Origin of the sequence: Streptomyces sp. NPDC127197 (genome assembly GCF_042672405.1) — a bacterium.
Lineage (GTDB): Bacteria > Actinomycetota > Actinomycetes > Streptomycetales > Streptomycetaceae > Streptomyces > Streptomyces flavusporus.
In genome coordinates, this window is record NZ_JBHXVG010000001.1 from 474,903 (window position 1) to 489,905 (window position 15,003).

The following is a 15,003-nucleotide window of genomic DNA, read 5'->3' on the forward strand; positions in this document are numbered from 1 at the left end:
CTGTCGCCCGGCGTGGTTGCTCGGGAGGTGGGTCGCGCAGCCCGGCGCTGACGGGGTGCCGCCCGCGCCCACCCGTGCCGCCCATGGGGGGTCCCCCAGGCCCTTAAGGCACTGGGGGAGGCACGAATGCCCGCGGCTTGACGCGGAAGCTACTCTCCCGACTCCACGCGCTTCTTCAGGCCCGCCAATGCCCGGTCGATGATGACCTTCTCGGCCTTGCGCTTGATCATGCCCAGCATGGGGATCTTGACGTCGACGGTGAGCTGGTAGGTCACCTCGGTGGCGCCCGTGCCCGCCGGCTTCAGGAGGTACGAGCCGTCCAGCGACCGCAGCATCTGGGACTTCACCAGCGTCCAGGAGACCTCGTGGTCGCCGGTCCAGGTGTACGCCAGCACCTGGTCGTCCTTGATCGCGCCGGCGTCCATGACGAGGCGGACCTGCTCGGCGCGTCCCTCGGCGTCGGTCTCGAGGACCGCGGCCTCCTTCACCTCACCGGTCCAGTCCGGGTAGCGGGCGAAGTCGGCGATCACCGCCATGACGTCGGCCGGGGACGCCTCGATCTCGATGCTCGAGCTGGTGTGTTCCGCCATCGCCGTGGCTCCTCCAGATGCGGTCCGGCAAGAGGTGGTCGTGCGCACGTGTGTGCAGCGTGAAGGCTACCGCGCGCCGACCGGCCCGACGTCACCCCTACCTGGGCATACCGGAGGCGGACTCACCATTCCAGCGCCCACGGCCGCCCCGTCCCGGCGAAGTGCCCCACGTTCACGCACTCGGTCGCCCCGATCCGCATCCGCCGGACGAGCGGCTGGTGCACATGGCCGAAGAGTGAATAGCGGGGCCGGGTACGGCGGATGGCGTCGAGCAACGCCCGGCTCCCCCGCTCGAAGCGCCGCGCCACCGTGTCGTAGACCAGCTCCGGCACCTCCGGCGGGATGTGCGTGCACAGCACGTCGACCTCGCCCACCGCCTCGATCTTCGCCGCGTACTCCTCGTCGCTGATCTCGTACGGCGTCCGCATCGGTGTGCGCAGCCCGCCGCCGACGAAGCCGAAGACCCAGCCCCCGATCTCCACCCGCTCCCCGTCGAGCACGGTCGTACCGGAACCGGCGTACTCCCGCCACAGTGGCGGCATGTCGACATTGCCGTAGGTGGCGTACGTCGGTGTGGGGAACGCGGCGAACAGTTCGGCGTACTGCTTGCGCACCGCCTGTTCGATCACCGCCGCCCGGTCCTCCCCGACCCCGGCCCAGAGCCGGGCACCGAACTCACGTGCCTCCTCGTAGCGGCGGGCGGTGCGCAGGGCGACGATGCGGTCCGCGTTCTCGACGCCGAACAGGTCGGGGAAGATGCCGCGCGAGTGGTCGGCGTAGTCGAGGAAGAGGACCAGGTCCCCGAGGCAGACGAGCGCGTCCGCGCCGTCCCCGGCCTGTGCCAGGTCACGCGCGTTGCCGTGTACATCGCTGACCACGTGGATGCGCGTCCTGCGGTTACCGGCTGGTGTGGGTGCCATGGCGATCAAGGGTAGGCGTGTGGGACATGCGTGAACAGTGACGGCCGGACCTGCGATTACTCGCCAGTGGGGAAATCCGTGGACTACTGTGCGCGCAGGAATACCAATCAGTGTGACGCAGCGAACATCTCGCCGGACCCCCCTGTCGTAGACGCCATACCGGCGGGTAACGTCCGGGCAGTCCAGTCGTGCTCAGGTTTTCAACAAGTGGGCCCCTACGGCTCATGCCGGATCCCTGAGCACCTGCCCGAGCCTTGGACCGGACCGTCGCATCACACAACGTCGTGGCGCCGGCGCCCTATGAGGAGCAGCAGTCTTGCGCGAGTTCAGCCTTCCGGCTTTGTACGAGGTCCCCTCGGACGGCAACCTGACCGACATCGTCCGCAGAAACGCCGCGCAGCATCCCGACGTCGCCGTGATCGCCCGCAAGGTCGGCGGCAGCTGGCAGGACGTGACGGCCACCGCCTTCCTCGCCGAGGTACGAGCCGCTGCCAAGGGGCTCATCGCCGCCGGCGTCCAGCCGGGCGACCGGGTCGGCCTGATGTCCCGGACGCGTTACGAGTGGACGCTCCTCGACTTCGCGATCTGGAGCGCGGGCGCGGTCACCGTGCCGGTGTACGAGACCAGTTCGCCGGAGCAGGTGGCCTGGATCCTCGGCGACTCGGGTGCGACGGCCTGCCTCGTGGAGCTGGACGGGCATGCGGCCGCCGTCGAGTCGGTGCGCGACCGGCTGCCCGCCCTCAAGCACGTCTGGCAGATCGAGGCCGGCGGTGTCGAGGAGCTGGGCCGCCTGGGCAGGGACCTGAGCGACGACACGGTCGAGGAGCGCAGCTCGCTGGCGAAGGCCGACGACCCGGCGACGATCGTCTACACCTCCGGTACCACCGGCCGCCCCAAGGGCTGTGTGCTCACCCACCGCAGCTTCTTCGCCGAGTGCGGCAACATCGTCGAGCGGCTGCGGCCGCTGTTCCGTACCGGCGAGTGCAGCGTGCTGCTGTTCCTGCCGCTGGCGCATGTGTTCGGCCGGCTGGTCCAGGTCGCGCCGATGATGGCGCCGATCAAGCTGGGCTGCGTCCCGGACATCAAGAACCTCACCGACGAACTGGCCGCGTTCCGGCCGACGCTGATCCTGGGCGTGCCGCGCGTCTTCGAGAAGGTCTACAACTCCGCGCGCGCCAAGGCGCAGGCGGACGGCAAGGGCAAGATCTTCGACAAGGCGGCGGACACCGCGATCGCGTACAGCAAGGCGCTGGACACCCCGTCCGGCCCGTCGCTCGGCCTGAAGATCAAGCACAAGGCCTTCGACAAGCTCGTCTACAGCAAGCTGCGCGCGGTGCTGGGCGGTCGCGGCGAGTACGCCATCTCCGGCGGCGCCCCGCTGGGCGAGCGCCTCGGCCACTTCTTCCGCGGAATCGGCTTCACGGTTCTGGAGGGCTACGGCCTGACCGAGTCCTGTGCCGCCACCGCCTTCAACCCCTGGGACCGGCAGAAGATCGGCACGGTCGGCCAGCCGCTGCCGGGTTCGGTGGTGCGGATCGCGGACGACGGGGAGGTGCTGCTGCACGGTGAGCACCTGTTCAAGGAGTACTGGAACAACCCGGGCGCGACCGAGGAGGCCCTGGCCGACGGCTGGTTCCACACCGGCGACATCGGCACCCTCGACGAGGACGGCTACCTCCGGATCACCGGCCGCAAGAAGGAGATCCTCGTCACCGCGGGCGGCAAGAACGTCGCCCCGGCCGTGATCGAGGACCGGATCCGCGCGCACGCCCTCGTGGCGGAGTGCATGGTGGTCGGCGACGCGCGGCCGTTCGTGGGTGCGCTGGTCACCATCGACGAGGAGTTCCTGGGCCGTTGGGTGGCCGAGCACGGCAAGCCGGCCGGTTCCACCGCGGCCTCGCTGAAGGACGACCCCGACCTGCTGGCCGCGATCCAGGACGCCGTCGACGACGGCAACGCCGCGGTGTCCAAGGCGGAGTCGGTACGCAAGTTCCGCATCCTGCCCTCGCAGTTCACCGAGGAGTCGGGCCACCTCACCCCGTCGCTGAAGCTGAAGCGGAACGTGGTGGCGAAGGACTTCGCGTCCGAGATCGAGGCCATCTACCAGAAGTAACAAAGCGCTCCGCTGGAAGTCCGGTACGCCACCTGCGGGTGCGTCGTGACTGATCGCGCCCGCGCGGCGGAGCCGCATGTCGATACAGCCCGCGCCCCTTTGGGGCGCGGCTGAACCGCACCGGACTTCGCCGAGCCCGCTCTACTCAGAGCAGCTCCTCGAGCCGCTCTGCAAGCAGATCCCAGCGCCACTTCTCCTCGACCCAGCTCCGGCCCCGCTCCCCCATCCTGCGGCGCAGTTCCGGGTCCCCGAGGAGGGTGACGATCCGGTCGGCGGCGTCCTCGGCGGAGCCGCCCCGTACGACCCAGCCGGTCTCCCCGTCGAGCACCGCGTCGGGCGCGCCGCCGGAGTCCCCGGCGACGACGGGCAGGCCGGTCGCGGACGCCTCCAGGTAGACGATGCCGAGGCCCTCGACGTCGAGCCCGCCGCGCCGGGTGCGGCACGGCATGGCGAAGACGTCGCCGGCGCCGTAGTGGGCGGGCAGCTCCGACCAGGGCACCGCGCCGGTGAAGACGACCGACTCCTCGACCCGGGTCTCCCGCGCGAGTTTGCGCAGCTCCTTCTCGTACGGCCCGCCGCCGACGATCAGCAGGACCGCGTCGGGCTCCTTGGCCAGGATCCGCGGCATGGCGAGGATGAGCGTGTCCTGGCCCTTGCGCGGCACGAGCCGGGAGACGCACACGACCACCGGCCGGTCGGTGAGCCCGAGCCGGGCGCGCACCCGGTCGCCGCCGGAGTCCGGATGGAAGGTCTTCTCGTCGACCCCGGGCGGCAGTTGCACCATGCGGGCGGCGGCGTCCGGGGTCAGCGCGGTGGCGATCCGTGACCGGGTGTACTCGCCGAGGTAGGTGATGGTGTCCGTGGACTCGCCGATCCGGCGCAGCAGTTGCCGCGCGGCGGGCAGTTGGGCCCAGCCGGCCTCGTGCCCGTGGGTGGTGGCCACCAGCCGCTCGGCGCCCGCCCTGCGCAGCGCCGGTGCCATCAGCCCGAGCGGTGCCGCCGCCCCGAACCACACCGACGTACATCCGTGCGCCCGTAGCAGCGCGACGGCCTCGCGGGTCGCGGCGGGCGTCGGCAGCAGCATGGTCGTCCGGTCGCGCACGACGGTGAAGGGCTGCTCGGCGTCGAAGGCGGCCGTCGCCTCGAGGCCCTCCCGGCTGCGCTTCCAGGTGGAGGCGTAGACGACGAGCCGCTCGGGGTCGAGCCGGAGTGCCATGTTGTGCAGGAATGCCTGAATACCGCCCGGCCGGGGCGGGAAGTCATTCGTCACGATCAGGGTCTTGCGCATCGACGCCGACCTTACCCAACGTACACTCGCAGCTCGGTACGGCCGCGCTGCACGGCTCTCGTACAGGCGGCCGGGAGATCATGGCCCCGCACACGAGGGGCAGCGCCCCGAAGGCGGACACGGACCACGAACAGGGGCTTCGGTGGACAGGACGCAGGGCACGCGGTCCCTGGCAGGGCTGCTGGTGATCTGGGGACTGACCCGCCTGGCACTGCTCCTGTTCGTCTTCAAGGTCATCGTCTTCCCCGGCCCGGACGTCACCAGCGACGTCTCCGTGATCTACCAGGGCTGGTACGAAGTGCTGCGCACCGGGACGTTCCCGCTGGACGACGTCACCTGGCAGTACCCGCCCGCCGCCGCGCTGCCGATCCTCTCCCCGGCGCTGCTGTTCTTCCTCGACTATGCGCAGGCCTTCTTCGTCCTCGCCTGCCTCGCCGACCTCGTCGTCCTCGCCCTGCTGCTGTACGCGGGCCTGCGGCCGGGCCGGTCGGTGCGCGGCGCCTGGGTGTGGGTGGTGGGCGTACCGCTGCTCGGGCCGACCGTGTACGCGCGCTACGACGTGATGGTCACCGCCGTCGCGGTGGCCGCGCTCCTCGCGGGCCAGCGGCATCCCCGGCTGATGGGGGCGCTGGCCGGGTTCGGGGCGATGCTGAAGGTGTGGCCGGTGCTGCTGCTGATCGGTGCCGTGCGGCGCCGGGCGTGGGCCGCGGCAACGGTGACGGCCGGGGCGCTCGCGGCGCTGTTCGCGCTCGCCATGCCCGGCGCGTTCGCCTTCCTGACCTTCCAGCGTGACCGGGGCACCGAGGTGGAGTCGCTGGGCGCCCTCGTCTTCCATGTGGCGCGGCACTACGGCTGGGACGGGCAGGTGCTGCTCAACTACGGCTCGGTGGAGTTCCTCGGCCCGTACGTCGACGTCGTCAGCTCCGCGGCGCTGGCGCTCACCGGGATGGCGTTCGGCTGGCTGCTGCTGTGGCGGCTGATGGCCTCGCGGTTCCTGTCGCACACGCTCGCGGATGCGGCGTTCGTGGCGGTGCTGATGTTCACGACCACGAGCCGGGTGATCAGCCCGCAGTACCTGGTGTGGCTGGTCGGTCTCGCGGCGGTGTGCCTGTGCTTTCCCCGCAGCGGGATGCGGCTGCCGGCCGGTCTGGTCCTGGCGGCGTCCTTCGCGACGGTGCTGGAGTTCCCGCTCTGGTTCTCGCATGTCGTCGCGAGCGACGCCCTCGGCATCACCCTCCTGTTCTTCCGCAACGGGCTCCTGGTCCTCGCCACACTCACCGCGGCCCGCACCCTGTGGCGCTCGACGGTGTCCCGGCCCGCCGTGAAAGCCCCGTTCCCCCGTCACCCGGCCCGCACCGAGGAGACCCCGGTCTCCTCCTGACGCCGCGCCCGCCGGAAGAGCACCAGGACCGCCGCGCACTGCACTCCCATCGCGAGCGCCGACGCCAGGCACACGCCCGGCAGCCCGAGCCCGGACAGCCCGTACGCCAGCACCGGCTGGAGTCCCGTGCCGGCCACCGTCACCCGTAGCAGCACGGGCGCGCCACCACTCCCCTCGAGGACCCCGCCGAGCGCGATGAAGCAGGCCATGAGCAGGAGGTAGGGCCCGATGCAGCGCAGGAACAGCACCCCGTCGTGGGCGACGGCAGGTCCGGCGCCGAAGGCGGCCATGATCCAGGGCGCTGCGACCCCCAGCACCACCACGGCCGCCAGCCCCGCCGCCCCGGCCACGAGCACGGCCTCCCGCCCGATCGCCGCCCGCTCCTCGCGGCGTCCGGCGCCGAGCAGGTGCGCGGTGTGGATGGCGGCGGCCTGCCGCACCGCGTAGAACGCCATGGTCGCCACGTACATGACCTTGTATGCGATCGAGTACGCGGCCACGGCCGACCCCCCGATCCGCGCCACGATGGCGACCACTACCAGCGCCCCGCCCTGCCGCACGGTGAAGTCGGCGGCCATGGGCAGCCCGGTCCGCAGCGTGCGGCGCAGCGCCGCCCTCGTCCGGGGTGCCGGCCCCGTCCCCGCGCACTCCCGCAGAAGCACGTTCCGGCGCAGCGCCGCCAGCCCGAACGCCAGGGCCACGGACCGGCACAGCACGGTCGAGGCGGCGGCGCCCTGGACGCCGTACAGGCGGATCAGCCAGGGATCGCAGACCAGGATCAGCCCGCCCGCCAGCAGGGCGAGCCGCATCGGGGTCCTCGTGTCGCCGGCGCCCTTGAGGATCCCGTCGACGAGGTTCTGCGCGAAGAAGACGGCCATGCCCGGCAGGGAGACGGCGAAGTAACCGACCGCCAGGGGGAGAGCACCGCTCTCGCCGCCGAGGACCAGCCGGGCCAGCGGCTCGCGCAGCAGGAACCCGCCCACCGCGACCACCGGCGTGACCACCGCCCACAACGCCCAGCCGCCCCGCACGGCCGCCTGCACCGCGGCCGGATCCCGCGCGCCCCGGGCGTGGGCGACGAGCACGGTCGTACCGGAGCCGAAGACGAGGGCGATGCCAAGGAGCACGTTCTCGGTGTTGGTCGCGACGGCGACGGCGGCCACCGCCGGTCCGCCGAGCCGGGCGACCCAGACGGTGTTGATGATTCCGGCGGCGACGGAGGCGAGGAGCGAGAGGTAGACGGGGTGGGCGAGCGAGACGAGTTGCTTGCGGTGTGCGTTCACGGCGGGCCCCTTGGCTGGATACCTCGATTAGAGGTAGCTCGATAAGAGGTACCATCGCCGTACGACACCCGCAAGGAGGGACCGGAGCCGGATGCTGGAGCTGTCGATCCTGGGCTTCCTCGCCGAAGAGCCGCTGCACGGCTATGAACTCAAAGAGCGCATCAAGGCCCTGACCGGCCACGTCCGCCCGGTCAGCGACGGGGCCCTCTACCCGGCGATCAGCCGACTGATCGCGGCCGGAAAGCTCGACCAGCACACCGAGCCGGGCACGAGCGCGGCGCCCCGCCGCATGCTGTCACTCACCGACCAGGGCCGCGCGGACCTCCTGGAACGGCTCCGCCACCCCAAGCCCGCGGACATCACGGACCAGGCGCGCTTCAACACGGTGCTGGCCTTCCTGCGTCACCTGCCGGACCGTCGGGAGCAGGCCGCCGTACTCCGCCGCCGCCTCGACTTCCTGCAGACCCCGGCGAGTTTCTTCTACCGGGACGGCGATCCCGTACGGGCGGAGGAGGCCGACGACCTGTTCCGCCAGGGCATGCTGCGGGTGGCCCGGGCGACGGGCGAGGCGGAGCGGGCGTGGCTGGAAGAGGCCATTGCCCGGCTGGACCCGCCTCAGCCGAACTGATCCCGCAGATACTGCCGCCACTGCGCCGTGAACTCCTCCGGCGTCGTCCCGAGCACGTCCTTCAGCGCGCCCTCGACCGCCCCCGCCCGCTTCTCGTGGGCGCCGACCGCCCGGTAGAACTCGCCCAGCCGCGCCTCGCCCCACCGGTCCGCGATCATCCGGCAGGCCATCCAGCCGCCCTCGTACGCCCGGGCCAGCGAGGTGGAAGCGCCGGTGAAGCCGAAGTCGGCGTCGGTCGGCAGCGCGGCCGGGACGTCACCCGAGGTCACGGCGTGGGCGAGTTCCGGCGCGGCCTGGGCCGGGGGGCGCCCGCTGTCGCGGTAGCCGACCCAGTCGGCGTATCCCTCGGACAGCCACAGCGGGGTCGCGGCGTTGGTATGGGCGCGGGTGGCGACATGGGTCGCCTCGTGGGTGAGGACGACCTGCTTGCCGACGTCGCCGAGAACCCCGTACGCGTCGGGGTTGACGATGATCCGGTCGGCGGGCGCCTGTTCCGCCCCCGTCTCGCCGGTCGTCACGGCGGCGATCCCGCGGTAGGAGGAGGCGGGCGAGCCGAGCAGACCCGCCATCCCCTCCAGCGACCTGGGCACGAGCAGCACGACCTGCCGGCTCCAGGCGGTGCCCCAGGCGTCCGTCACGGCGGGCACCGCGCGGTCCCCCAGGTCGGCGAAGGCGTGCAGCGCCGCGCGGGACCGGCCGACGCCCAGCACGAGACTGTGCTCGCCCCGGACCACCGTCACCGGACCCTGGTCCCACAGTTGCTGGCCGGACGTGCGGGCGGGCCGGTCGGAGACCACGGTCCACTGCCCGTCGGCGGCACGGTCGAGGCCCAGGGTGCGGCCGGCGGTGACCGGCGCCTTGTCCGGGCCGTCGAGGCGGTAGCGCAGTTCGGCGTCGGCGGTGGCCGTGTCGCCGGTGCGGTGCACGGCCGTGACCTCGTACGACCAGTCGGCGAGCGGCACCGCGCGCAGGTTGGTGAAGCCCACCGCCGTACCGGTCCGCCGGTAGGCGCTCTCGTCGCGGTCGAGGAGCGCGGCCGCCCGCCGGTCGAGCAGCCGCTGCACTTCGGCCTCGGCGCGGTCGGCGGCGGGCCGGCCGCCGCAAGCGACCAGCGAGCCGAGCAGGGAGACGAGCAGCAGACAGAGCGCCACGACTCCGGATCCCGACGCACGCCCTCGACCAGCCATCCTCCCGATCGTACGGGGAGGTGCCAGTGCCGCGGCAGGCAACGTTTGCCCGTCAAGGAGCGGCGTCCGGTGCGTGCTCTGGGGGTCCCCCCGGCCGGAGGCTGGGGGAGTGCCGCGGCCGGAAGCCCTCGTACTGGATGTACTTGGGCTTTCGGCCGGTGCGGCGAGTGGGGGTACCTCCCACGCCCTTGAGGCAGTGGGGGAGCGTGCCGGGCGTCGCGACGGGGCGAACGTTGCCTGTCGCGGCACTAGGGCCTGGTGACCGCCGAGACCGGCATCATCCCGACCGGGTCGTAGCGCACGGGCGCGCCGGGGTAGGGGGCGTGGATCACCTGGCCGTTGCCCATGTACATCGCGACATGGCTGGCGTCGGAGCGGTAGGTGACCAGGTCGCCGGGCCGGGCCTCGGAGAGCGGGACCTGCCGGCCCGCCGCCCGCTGGGCCTGCGAGGTGCGCGGCAGAGCGACCCCGGCCTGCGCGTACGACCACTGCATGAGGCCGGAACAGTCGAAGCCGCTGGGGCCGTTCGCGCCCCACACGTACGGCTTGCCGACCGCGGACACGGCGGCGGCGGCCGCGGCGGCCGCTCGGCCCGAGGCGGGGACGGCGCCGCCGAAGTCGGGCAGGTCGGAGCGGCCGGAACGGGAGGCCCGGTCGTAGGCGGCGCGTTCGTCGTCCGGAAGGGCGTTGAGGAGCCGGCGGGCCTTGGCGAGCTTCTTCTCGACGGTGCGTTTGTGGGAGGCGACGGCCTTGCGGCTCTTCTCCAGTTCGCCGAGCTTCTCGGCCGCCTCCGCGCGCTCCTGGGTGAGTTCGCGCATGGCCTCCTGAAGGTCCTTCAACTGCCCGGCCTGGTGGGCGTTGATCCGGTCGAGGACGGACGCCTTGTCGAGGTATTCGTCCGGGTCTTCGGAGAGCAGCAGCGCGAGGGAGGGGTCGATGCCGCCCGAGCGGTACTGCGCGCCGGCCAGCGAACCCAGCGCTTCCCGCAGGGTGTTGATGCGCTCCTGCTGCCGGGCGACCCGGTCCTGCGCCCGGCTCACCTGCCCACGCAGTGCGTCGGTGCGCTCGTCGGCCTTGTTGTAGGCCTCGGTGGCCTTCTCGGCCTCCGCGTAGAGGCGGTCCACCTCGGCGCGGGTGTCGTCGTGCGGCGCGGCCTGCGCCGGGAGGGTGCCGAGGGCGGCCGCGGTGGCCGACAGGACGGACAGCGCCACGCAGGCGCCCCGGTCGAACCCGGACGGTGCAAGGCGGCGATGGGACCCCACGGGTAGCCGCGCTCCTTCCACTGGCGGACAGGAAAATCCCCCGGTGCCGGGACGGGAGCCCGGCGGTGGGGAAACGCGGCAGACAGTAGCCCCGTCGCGGGGCGCCGACCAAAGAGATCCGCGGCCACACAACGTGACGCCCCGCCGCTGACGCAGGTCAACGGCGGGGCGTGGGGTCAGTCGCGGTTGCCGTAATTCGCCCGTTCGGGCGGCACGCCGTGCTGATCTTGAAGGGTCGCGGCCCGTGGATCAGATACGGACGCCGAACTGGTACGGCATGTTGTTGATCGACTCGTAGCGCACGACCGTGCCGGTGCGCGGGGCGTGCAGCACCTGGCCGTTGCCCGCGTAGAAGCCGACGTGGTGCAGGTCGCCGTAGAAGATGACCAGGTCACCGACCTTGAGGTCGGACTGGCTGTAGATGCGCGTACCGGCGTTGGCCTGGTCCTGCGAGATGCGCGGTATGGCGACGCCGGCCTGGGCGAAGGCCCAGGAGGTCAGGCCCGAGCAGTCGAAGGAGGACGGGCCGGAGGCGCCGTAGACGTAGGGCGAGCCGATCTTGCTCTGGGCGGCCTGGAAGGCGGCCATGGCCCGGCCGGAGGCGGCGCCGGTGTTGCCGAGGTCCACGCGGGCTTCGGAGGACCGGCTGGCGCGCTCCTCCTCGGCGGCGAGGGCGGCCTTCTCGGCGGCCGTCAGCGTGTTGAGCAGCTTCTGCGCCTCGGCGAGCTTGGCCTGAACTTCCTTCTTCTTCTTGCCCAGTTCGGTGCGGGTGGAGGCGAGGTCCTTGAGCTTGTCAGAGGCCTCGGCGCGCTCCTGGGCGAGTTCGCGCTGCTTCTCCTGGATCTTCTTCAGCGCCTCGACCTGCTGGCTGCTCAACTGGTCGAGCGTGGAGGCCTTGTCGAGGTAGTCGTCCGGGTCGGCGGAGAGGAAGAGCTGGACGGACGGGTCGATGCCGCCGGAGCGGTACTGGGCGGTGGCCATCGAACCGAGGCCGTCGCGCAGCTCGTTGACCTCTTCCTGACCGCGGGCGACGTTGTCCTGGATGGTGGAGATCTCCTTCTGGAGCTTCTCCTGCTTCTCCTTGGCCCCGTTGTACTTCTCGGTGGCCTGCTCAGCCTCTTCGTAGAGCTTGTCGACCTTGGCCTTGACCTCGTCCTTGCTCGGCTTCTCGCTCGGCGCGGCGTTGGCGGCCTGCGAGCTCAGGGCCACGGCAGCGGCGGCTGCGGTGGTCAGCACGGTCACTCGTGCGCGACTCGGCTGCTTGGGTCGACGGTGGGACGCCACGGGGGCGAGCTCCTTCATGTGAGTGATCACCCGGTCGGAGGTTCGAGCAGACCCTAGTGACCCGACTGTGATCAGTTCAAATCCTCAGCTGAAAAATCCCGTCACACCCTGCATTCTTTACTCACAACTCACATGATGTGACGCCCGCTTGACGCTACGTTGTACGCAGATCACACCAATTCGGGCAAGCGGTCCGTACGTTGCGGTTGAGGCGTTACGTAGTACATGGGATGTATGCCGCGCAGGCTCAAACCCGTTGAAAACAGACTCAACCTCGTTGGAATCGCTTGAGAAGCACTGCCGACGCCACCGGCCGTGCCCCCGCCCGTGCCACCCCGTCGGCCACCTCACGGTCGGTCGAGACGACGATGACCGGACGGCCCGGCGGCTCGGCGCGCACCAGCTGGCGGATCAACTCGTCCGCGGTGACGCCCGGTTTGGAGAACAGCACCCGCACCCCACGCGGCGGCGCCAGCAGCACCGGCGCGGCCAGCTCGGCTCCGTCGAAGACACAGGTCACCTCGGCACCGGACTGGGCGGCGAGCTGCGAGAGCTGCCCGAGCAGCCTCAACCGCTGCTTCTCCAGGGGCATTTGGGGATAGCCGGTCTTGGTGACGTTGTAGCCGTCGACGACCAGATGTGCCTGCGGCAGCGCGAGGAGCTGGTCGAGGATCGCGGGGTCGTTCTCGGACAGGGCCCGCGCGGCGATGTCCTTCGGGGTCATTCGTCCCGGTTCGACCGCGTCCACGGTCTCGGCGGGACGTACGGACACCGGCGGCAGCGCCAACTCCCGCCTGAGCCCCTGCGCCGCGTCCAGCACGGTGTCGAGCAGCAGCCGCACCCGCATGTCCTCGACGCTGCGCCCCTCGCGCGCGGCCTTCCGGGTGGCCTCCAGGGCTGCCTCGGCCTCCCCCAGCCGCGCCTTGAGCCGCCGCGACTCGCTCTCGGCGGCGGACACCTGCGCGTGCCCCTCGGCGCGTACGGCCTCGATCTCGCCCTGCACCTTGCGCAGGGCCGCCTCACCGCGCTTGACGTCGCTGAGCGCGGCACGCAGCTTGCGGTGAAGCGATTCGGCTTCCTTCTTGGCGGCTTCCAGCTCGGCGCGCAGCCGCTCGGTCTCGGCGCGGGTGTGGTCGCGGGCGGCGGCGAGTTCGGCGCGCAGCCGCTCCAGTTCGGCCCGGTTCTCCTCGTCGGCGCGCTCGGCGTCCGCCCGCAGGGCCTCCTCGCCGGCGGCGGTCACGAGCTTGACCCAGCCGGTGGGGCGCAGCACATAGGCCGCGGCGGCCACGTCCAGCGGATCCGCGGCCGGCGGCGGCGCACCGGAGTCGAGGGCGCCCGCGAGCTCCGGTTGAGCCTCCCTCAGCTTCTCGCCGATGCGCTGCCGGAACAGCGGGTCCGTCTCCAGCGCCGCGGCCATGGCGTTGCCTGCGAACTTGGCGCGGCGATTCGGGGCGAACCGGGCGTACTGCCTCAGTTGTGTGGGCAACTCGGCGACGGTCAGCCCGCCGAAGCCGTCGGAGACGATCTGCACGACCCTCCGGCGCACCCCTTCGGGCAGTGGTCGGTCGAGCACCTCAGCGGTGCCGTCGCCCGGCCCCCCGCCTGCGGTCTCCACCATCCGTCACCCCAATGCCCGTAGGGGCCCGCCCCCGGTCAGGAGCCGGCGCCCGGCCTGTCCACGAGTTCCACCTGATCCACGGCGTTGCACCACCGGCAGCGCACCGACTCGATGGTCTCACTGACCACCTCACGCTCCTCGACCTTCGGCTCACCGGCCAGATCGAGGTGGACGTATTCGACGACCTTCGACGAGCGGGTCACATCGAACCGGGTGAGGTTGCCGCAGAGCGTGCAGCGCCACCGCGTGGTGGCGGTGGGCAGGGGAACCGTCATCGTGGCTGTTCGCTTTCCTTCTAGTTTCCGTGATGCGCCAGTTTCCCTGGAGCGTGTGGCTCGTAACCCTACGGCCTGGCGCGTACTCGCCGCCGGTCTGTTCCCGGCGGCGAGGCGGTCTGTGCTGTTGCGTCCGCTTACGTCATGCTCTGTGTTCATGATCAGCAAGTGGAGTGCGGTGGCCCGCCGGGCGGTCCGGCGGCCGGCGGCGCCGGTGACGTACGGACTGATCGCCCTGTGCTGCCTGATCTTCCTGACCGGCCCCGCCTCGGGCCTCTCTCCGGCGTACGGCTCCGGCGACGCGCTGCTCGCCGCGCAGCAGGCCTACTTCCGCCACTGGGGCGTCGTGCCCGCAGAACTGTTCGAGGGTGCCCCGAGGGCAGCCCTGACCCCGGCCACGGCCCTCTTCGTCCATGGCAGCTGGCTGCATCTGCTCGGCAACATGCTCTTCCTCTACGTGTTCGGGGTGATGACCGAGGAACGGATGGGCCGGGTCGAGTTCACCTGCTTCTACGTCGGCTGCGGCTACCTGGCCCTGCTCGGGTACGCGGGCGCCCACGCCGGCTCCGAGCAGTCGCTGGTCGGCGCCTCGGGGGCGATCTCAGCGGTGCTGGGCGCGTTCCTGTTCCTTTTCCCCCGCGCCCGGGTGACCAGCCTCCTGCCCTTCCTGTTCTTCCTGCCGCTACGCTTCCCGGCGTGGGTGGTGCTGCCGTTCTGGGTGGCCCTGCAGTGGCTGGCGGCGGGACAGGCGACCGGCGGGCCGGGGGTGGCCTACCTGGCCCACCTGGTGGGCTTCGCGCTGGGCTTCCTCTACGCGTGGGCGCGGTTCGGCCGGACAGCTAGAGTGAAGGCCGCCCCAGCTCCGGCCACCGAGGGAGAGAACCAGCCGTGATCACCGCGATCGTCCTGATCAAGACCAGCGTGGACCGGATCCCCGAGATCGCCGAGCAGATCGCCTCGCTGGACTCCGTCAGCGAGGTCTTCTCGGTCACGGGCACCTACGACCTGATCGCGATGGTCCGGGTCAAGCAGCACGAGAACCTGGCCGACGTCATCCCCGGCCGGATCAGCAAGATCCCCGGCGTGGAGGCGACGGACACGCACGTGGCGTTCCGGACGTACTCGCAGCACGACCTGGAGGCGGCGTTCGCCATCGGCCTGGACTCCTGAGTCG

General features: G+C 71.4%; 14 protein-coding genes. 5 read left to right on the forward strand and 9 right to left on the reverse strand.

The features are described from left to right. Positions 1 to 149: 149 nt before the first annotated feature. Both ACFVJQ_RS02270 and ACFVJQ_RS02275 read right to left on the reverse strand, forming a co-directional pair. On the reverse strand, positions 150 to 590 hold the full coding sequence (locus tag ACFVJQ_RS02270; RefSeq protein WP_385509406.1) for an SRPBCC family protein: 441 nt from the start codon (positions 588 to 590) through the stop codon (positions 150 to 152). Between the two features lie 122 nt (positions 591 to 712). Then, a complete protein-coding gene (locus ACFVJQ_RS02275) occupies positions 713 to 1,510 on the reverse strand; it encodes a metallophosphoesterase (RefSeq protein WP_385780284.1) in 798 nt (265 codons plus the stop codon). Between the two features lie 316 nt (positions 1,511 to 1,826). Between ACFVJQ_RS02275 and ACFVJQ_RS02280 the strand changes: the two genes are divergently transcribed. Beyond that, positions 1,827 to 3,623 (forward strand): AMP-dependent synthetase/ligase, encoded by a 1,797-nt coding sequence (locus tag ACFVJQ_RS02280; protein WP_385509408.1) that lies wholly within the window; start codon positions 1,827 to 1,829, stop codon positions 3,621 to 3,623. A 145-nt stretch (positions 3,624 to 3,768) separates the two neighbouring features. Here the strand turns inward: ACFVJQ_RS02280 and ACFVJQ_RS02285 are convergent, their stop codons facing one another. Further along, complete coding sequence (locus ACFVJQ_RS02285) at positions 3,769 to 4,911, reverse strand: glycosyltransferase family 4 protein (RefSeq protein ID WP_385780287.1); 1,143 nt, start codon at positions 4,909 to 4,911, stop codon at positions 3,769 to 3,771. 142 nt (positions 4,912 to 5,053) lie between these two features. On the opposite strand from ACFVJQ_RS02285, the gene ACFVJQ_RS02290 reads away from it, so the two are divergent. Next, complete coding sequence (locus tag ACFVJQ_RS02290; protein ID WP_385509410.1) at positions 5,054 to 6,292, forward strand: glycosyltransferase 87 family protein; 1,239 nt, start codon at positions 5,054 to 5,056, stop codon at positions 6,290 to 6,292. Here ACFVJQ_RS02290 and ACFVJQ_RS02295 read toward each other — a convergent pair. Next, positions 6,253 to 7,575 carry an MATE family efflux transporter gene (locus tag ACFVJQ_RS02295; protein WP_385780290.1) on the reverse strand — a complete coding sequence of 441 codons (1,323 nt, stop codon included), beginning with the start codon at positions 7,573 to 7,575 and terminating at the stop codon, positions 6,253 to 6,255. The genes ACFVJQ_RS02290 and ACFVJQ_RS02295 overlap by 40 nt on opposite strands. A 91-nt stretch (positions 7,576 to 7,666) precedes the next feature. On the opposite strand from ACFVJQ_RS02295, the gene ACFVJQ_RS02300 reads away from it, so the two are divergent. After that, complete coding sequence (locus ACFVJQ_RS02300; protein ID WP_385780293.1) at positions 7,667 to 8,203, forward strand: PadR family transcriptional regulator; 537 nt, start codon at positions 7,667 to 7,669, stop codon at positions 8,201 to 8,203. Here ACFVJQ_RS02300 and ACFVJQ_RS02305 read toward each other — a convergent pair. The 5 genes from ACFVJQ_RS02305 to ACFVJQ_RS02325 all read right to left on the reverse strand — a co-directional run bounded on the left by ACFVJQ_RS02305 (position 8,191) and on the right by ACFVJQ_RS02325 (position 13,829). Continuing rightward, positions 8,191 to 9,390, reverse strand: coding sequence for a hypothetical protein (locus tag ACFVJQ_RS02305; RefSeq protein ID WP_385780296.1), 1,200 nt, complete (start codon positions 9,388 to 9,390; stop codon positions 8,191 to 8,193). The two genes, ACFVJQ_RS02300 and ACFVJQ_RS02305, sit on opposite strands and share 13 nt — an antisense overlap. Positions 9,391 to 9,638: 248 nt before the next feature. Beyond that, positions 9,639 to 10,652: an NlpC/P60 family protein gene (locus ACFVJQ_RS02310; protein ID WP_385780297.1), complete on the reverse strand. Its 1,014-nt coding sequence runs from the start codon at positions 10,650 to 10,652 to the stop codon at positions 9,639 to 9,641. A 249-nt stretch (positions 10,653 to 10,901) separates the two neighbouring features. After that, complete coding sequence (locus tag ACFVJQ_RS02315) at positions 10,902 to 11,936, reverse strand: NlpC/P60 family protein (protein WP_129797455.1); 1,035 nt, start codon at positions 11,934 to 11,936, stop codon at positions 10,902 to 10,904. Between the two features lie 268 nt (positions 11,937 to 12,204). After that, a complete protein-coding gene (locus tag ACFVJQ_RS02320; RefSeq protein ID WP_385509415.1) occupies positions 12,205 to 13,554 on the reverse strand; it encodes an NYN domain-containing protein in 1,350 nt (449 codons plus the stop codon). Positions 13,555 to 13,589: 35 nt separating this feature from the next. Further along, entirely contained in the window at positions 13,590 to 13,829 is a 240-nt protein-coding gene (locus ACFVJQ_RS02325) for a hypothetical protein (RefSeq protein ID WP_055541554.1), read from the reverse strand. A gap of 157 nt (positions 13,830 to 13,986) precedes the next feature. Between ACFVJQ_RS02325 and ACFVJQ_RS02330 the strand changes: the two genes are divergently transcribed. Then, on the forward strand, positions 13,987 to 14,721 hold the full coding sequence (locus ACFVJQ_RS02330; protein WP_385509417.1) for a rhomboid family intramembrane serine protease: 735 nt from the start codon (positions 13,987 to 13,989) through the stop codon (positions 14,719 to 14,721). Then, entirely contained in the window at positions 14,718 to 14,999 is a 282-nt protein-coding gene (locus ACFVJQ_RS02335; protein WP_224734452.1) for an Lrp/AsnC family transcriptional regulator, read from the forward strand. The genes ACFVJQ_RS02330 and ACFVJQ_RS02335 overlap by 4 nt, the downstream gene beginning before the upstream one ends. Positions 15,000 to 15,003: the final 4 nt, after the last annotated feature.

What these genes read in the sequence shown, in the direction of transcription:
- ACFVJQ_RS02285 (WP_385780287.1), bottom strand. Translation starts at nt 4,911, where the DNA reads ATGCGCAAGACCCTGATCGTGACGAATGACTTCCCGCCCCGGCCGGGC.
- ACFVJQ_RS02330 (WP_385509417.1), top strand. Translation starts at nt 13,987, where the DNA reads ATGATCAGCAAGTGGAGTGCGGTGGCCCGCCGGGCGGTCCGGCGGCCG.
- ACFVJQ_RS02275 (WP_385780284.1), bottom strand. Translation starts at nt 1,510, where the DNA reads ATGGCACCCACACCAGCCGGTAACCGCAGGACGCGCATCCACGTGGTC.
- ACFVJQ_RS02320 (WP_385509415.1), bottom strand. Translation starts at nt 13,554, where the DNA reads ATGGTGGAGACCGCAGGCGGGGGGCCGGGCGACGGCACCGCTGAGGTG.
- ACFVJQ_RS02305 (WP_385780296.1), bottom strand. Translation starts at nt 9,390, where the DNA reads ATGGCTGGTCGAGGGCGTGCGTCGGGATCCGGAGTCGTGGCGCTCTGT.
- ACFVJQ_RS02325 (WP_055541554.1), bottom strand. Translation starts at nt 13,829, where the DNA reads ATGACGGTTCCCCTGCCCACCGCCACCACGCGGTGGCGCTGCACGCTC.
- ACFVJQ_RS02300 (WP_385780293.1), top strand. Translation starts at nt 7,667, where the DNA reads ATGCTGGAGCTGTCGATCCTGGGCTTCCTCGCCGAAGAGCCGCTGCAC.
- ACFVJQ_RS02270 (WP_385509406.1), bottom strand. Translation starts at nt 590, where the DNA reads ATGGCGGAACACACCAGCTCGAGCATCGAGATCGAGGCGTCCCCGGCC.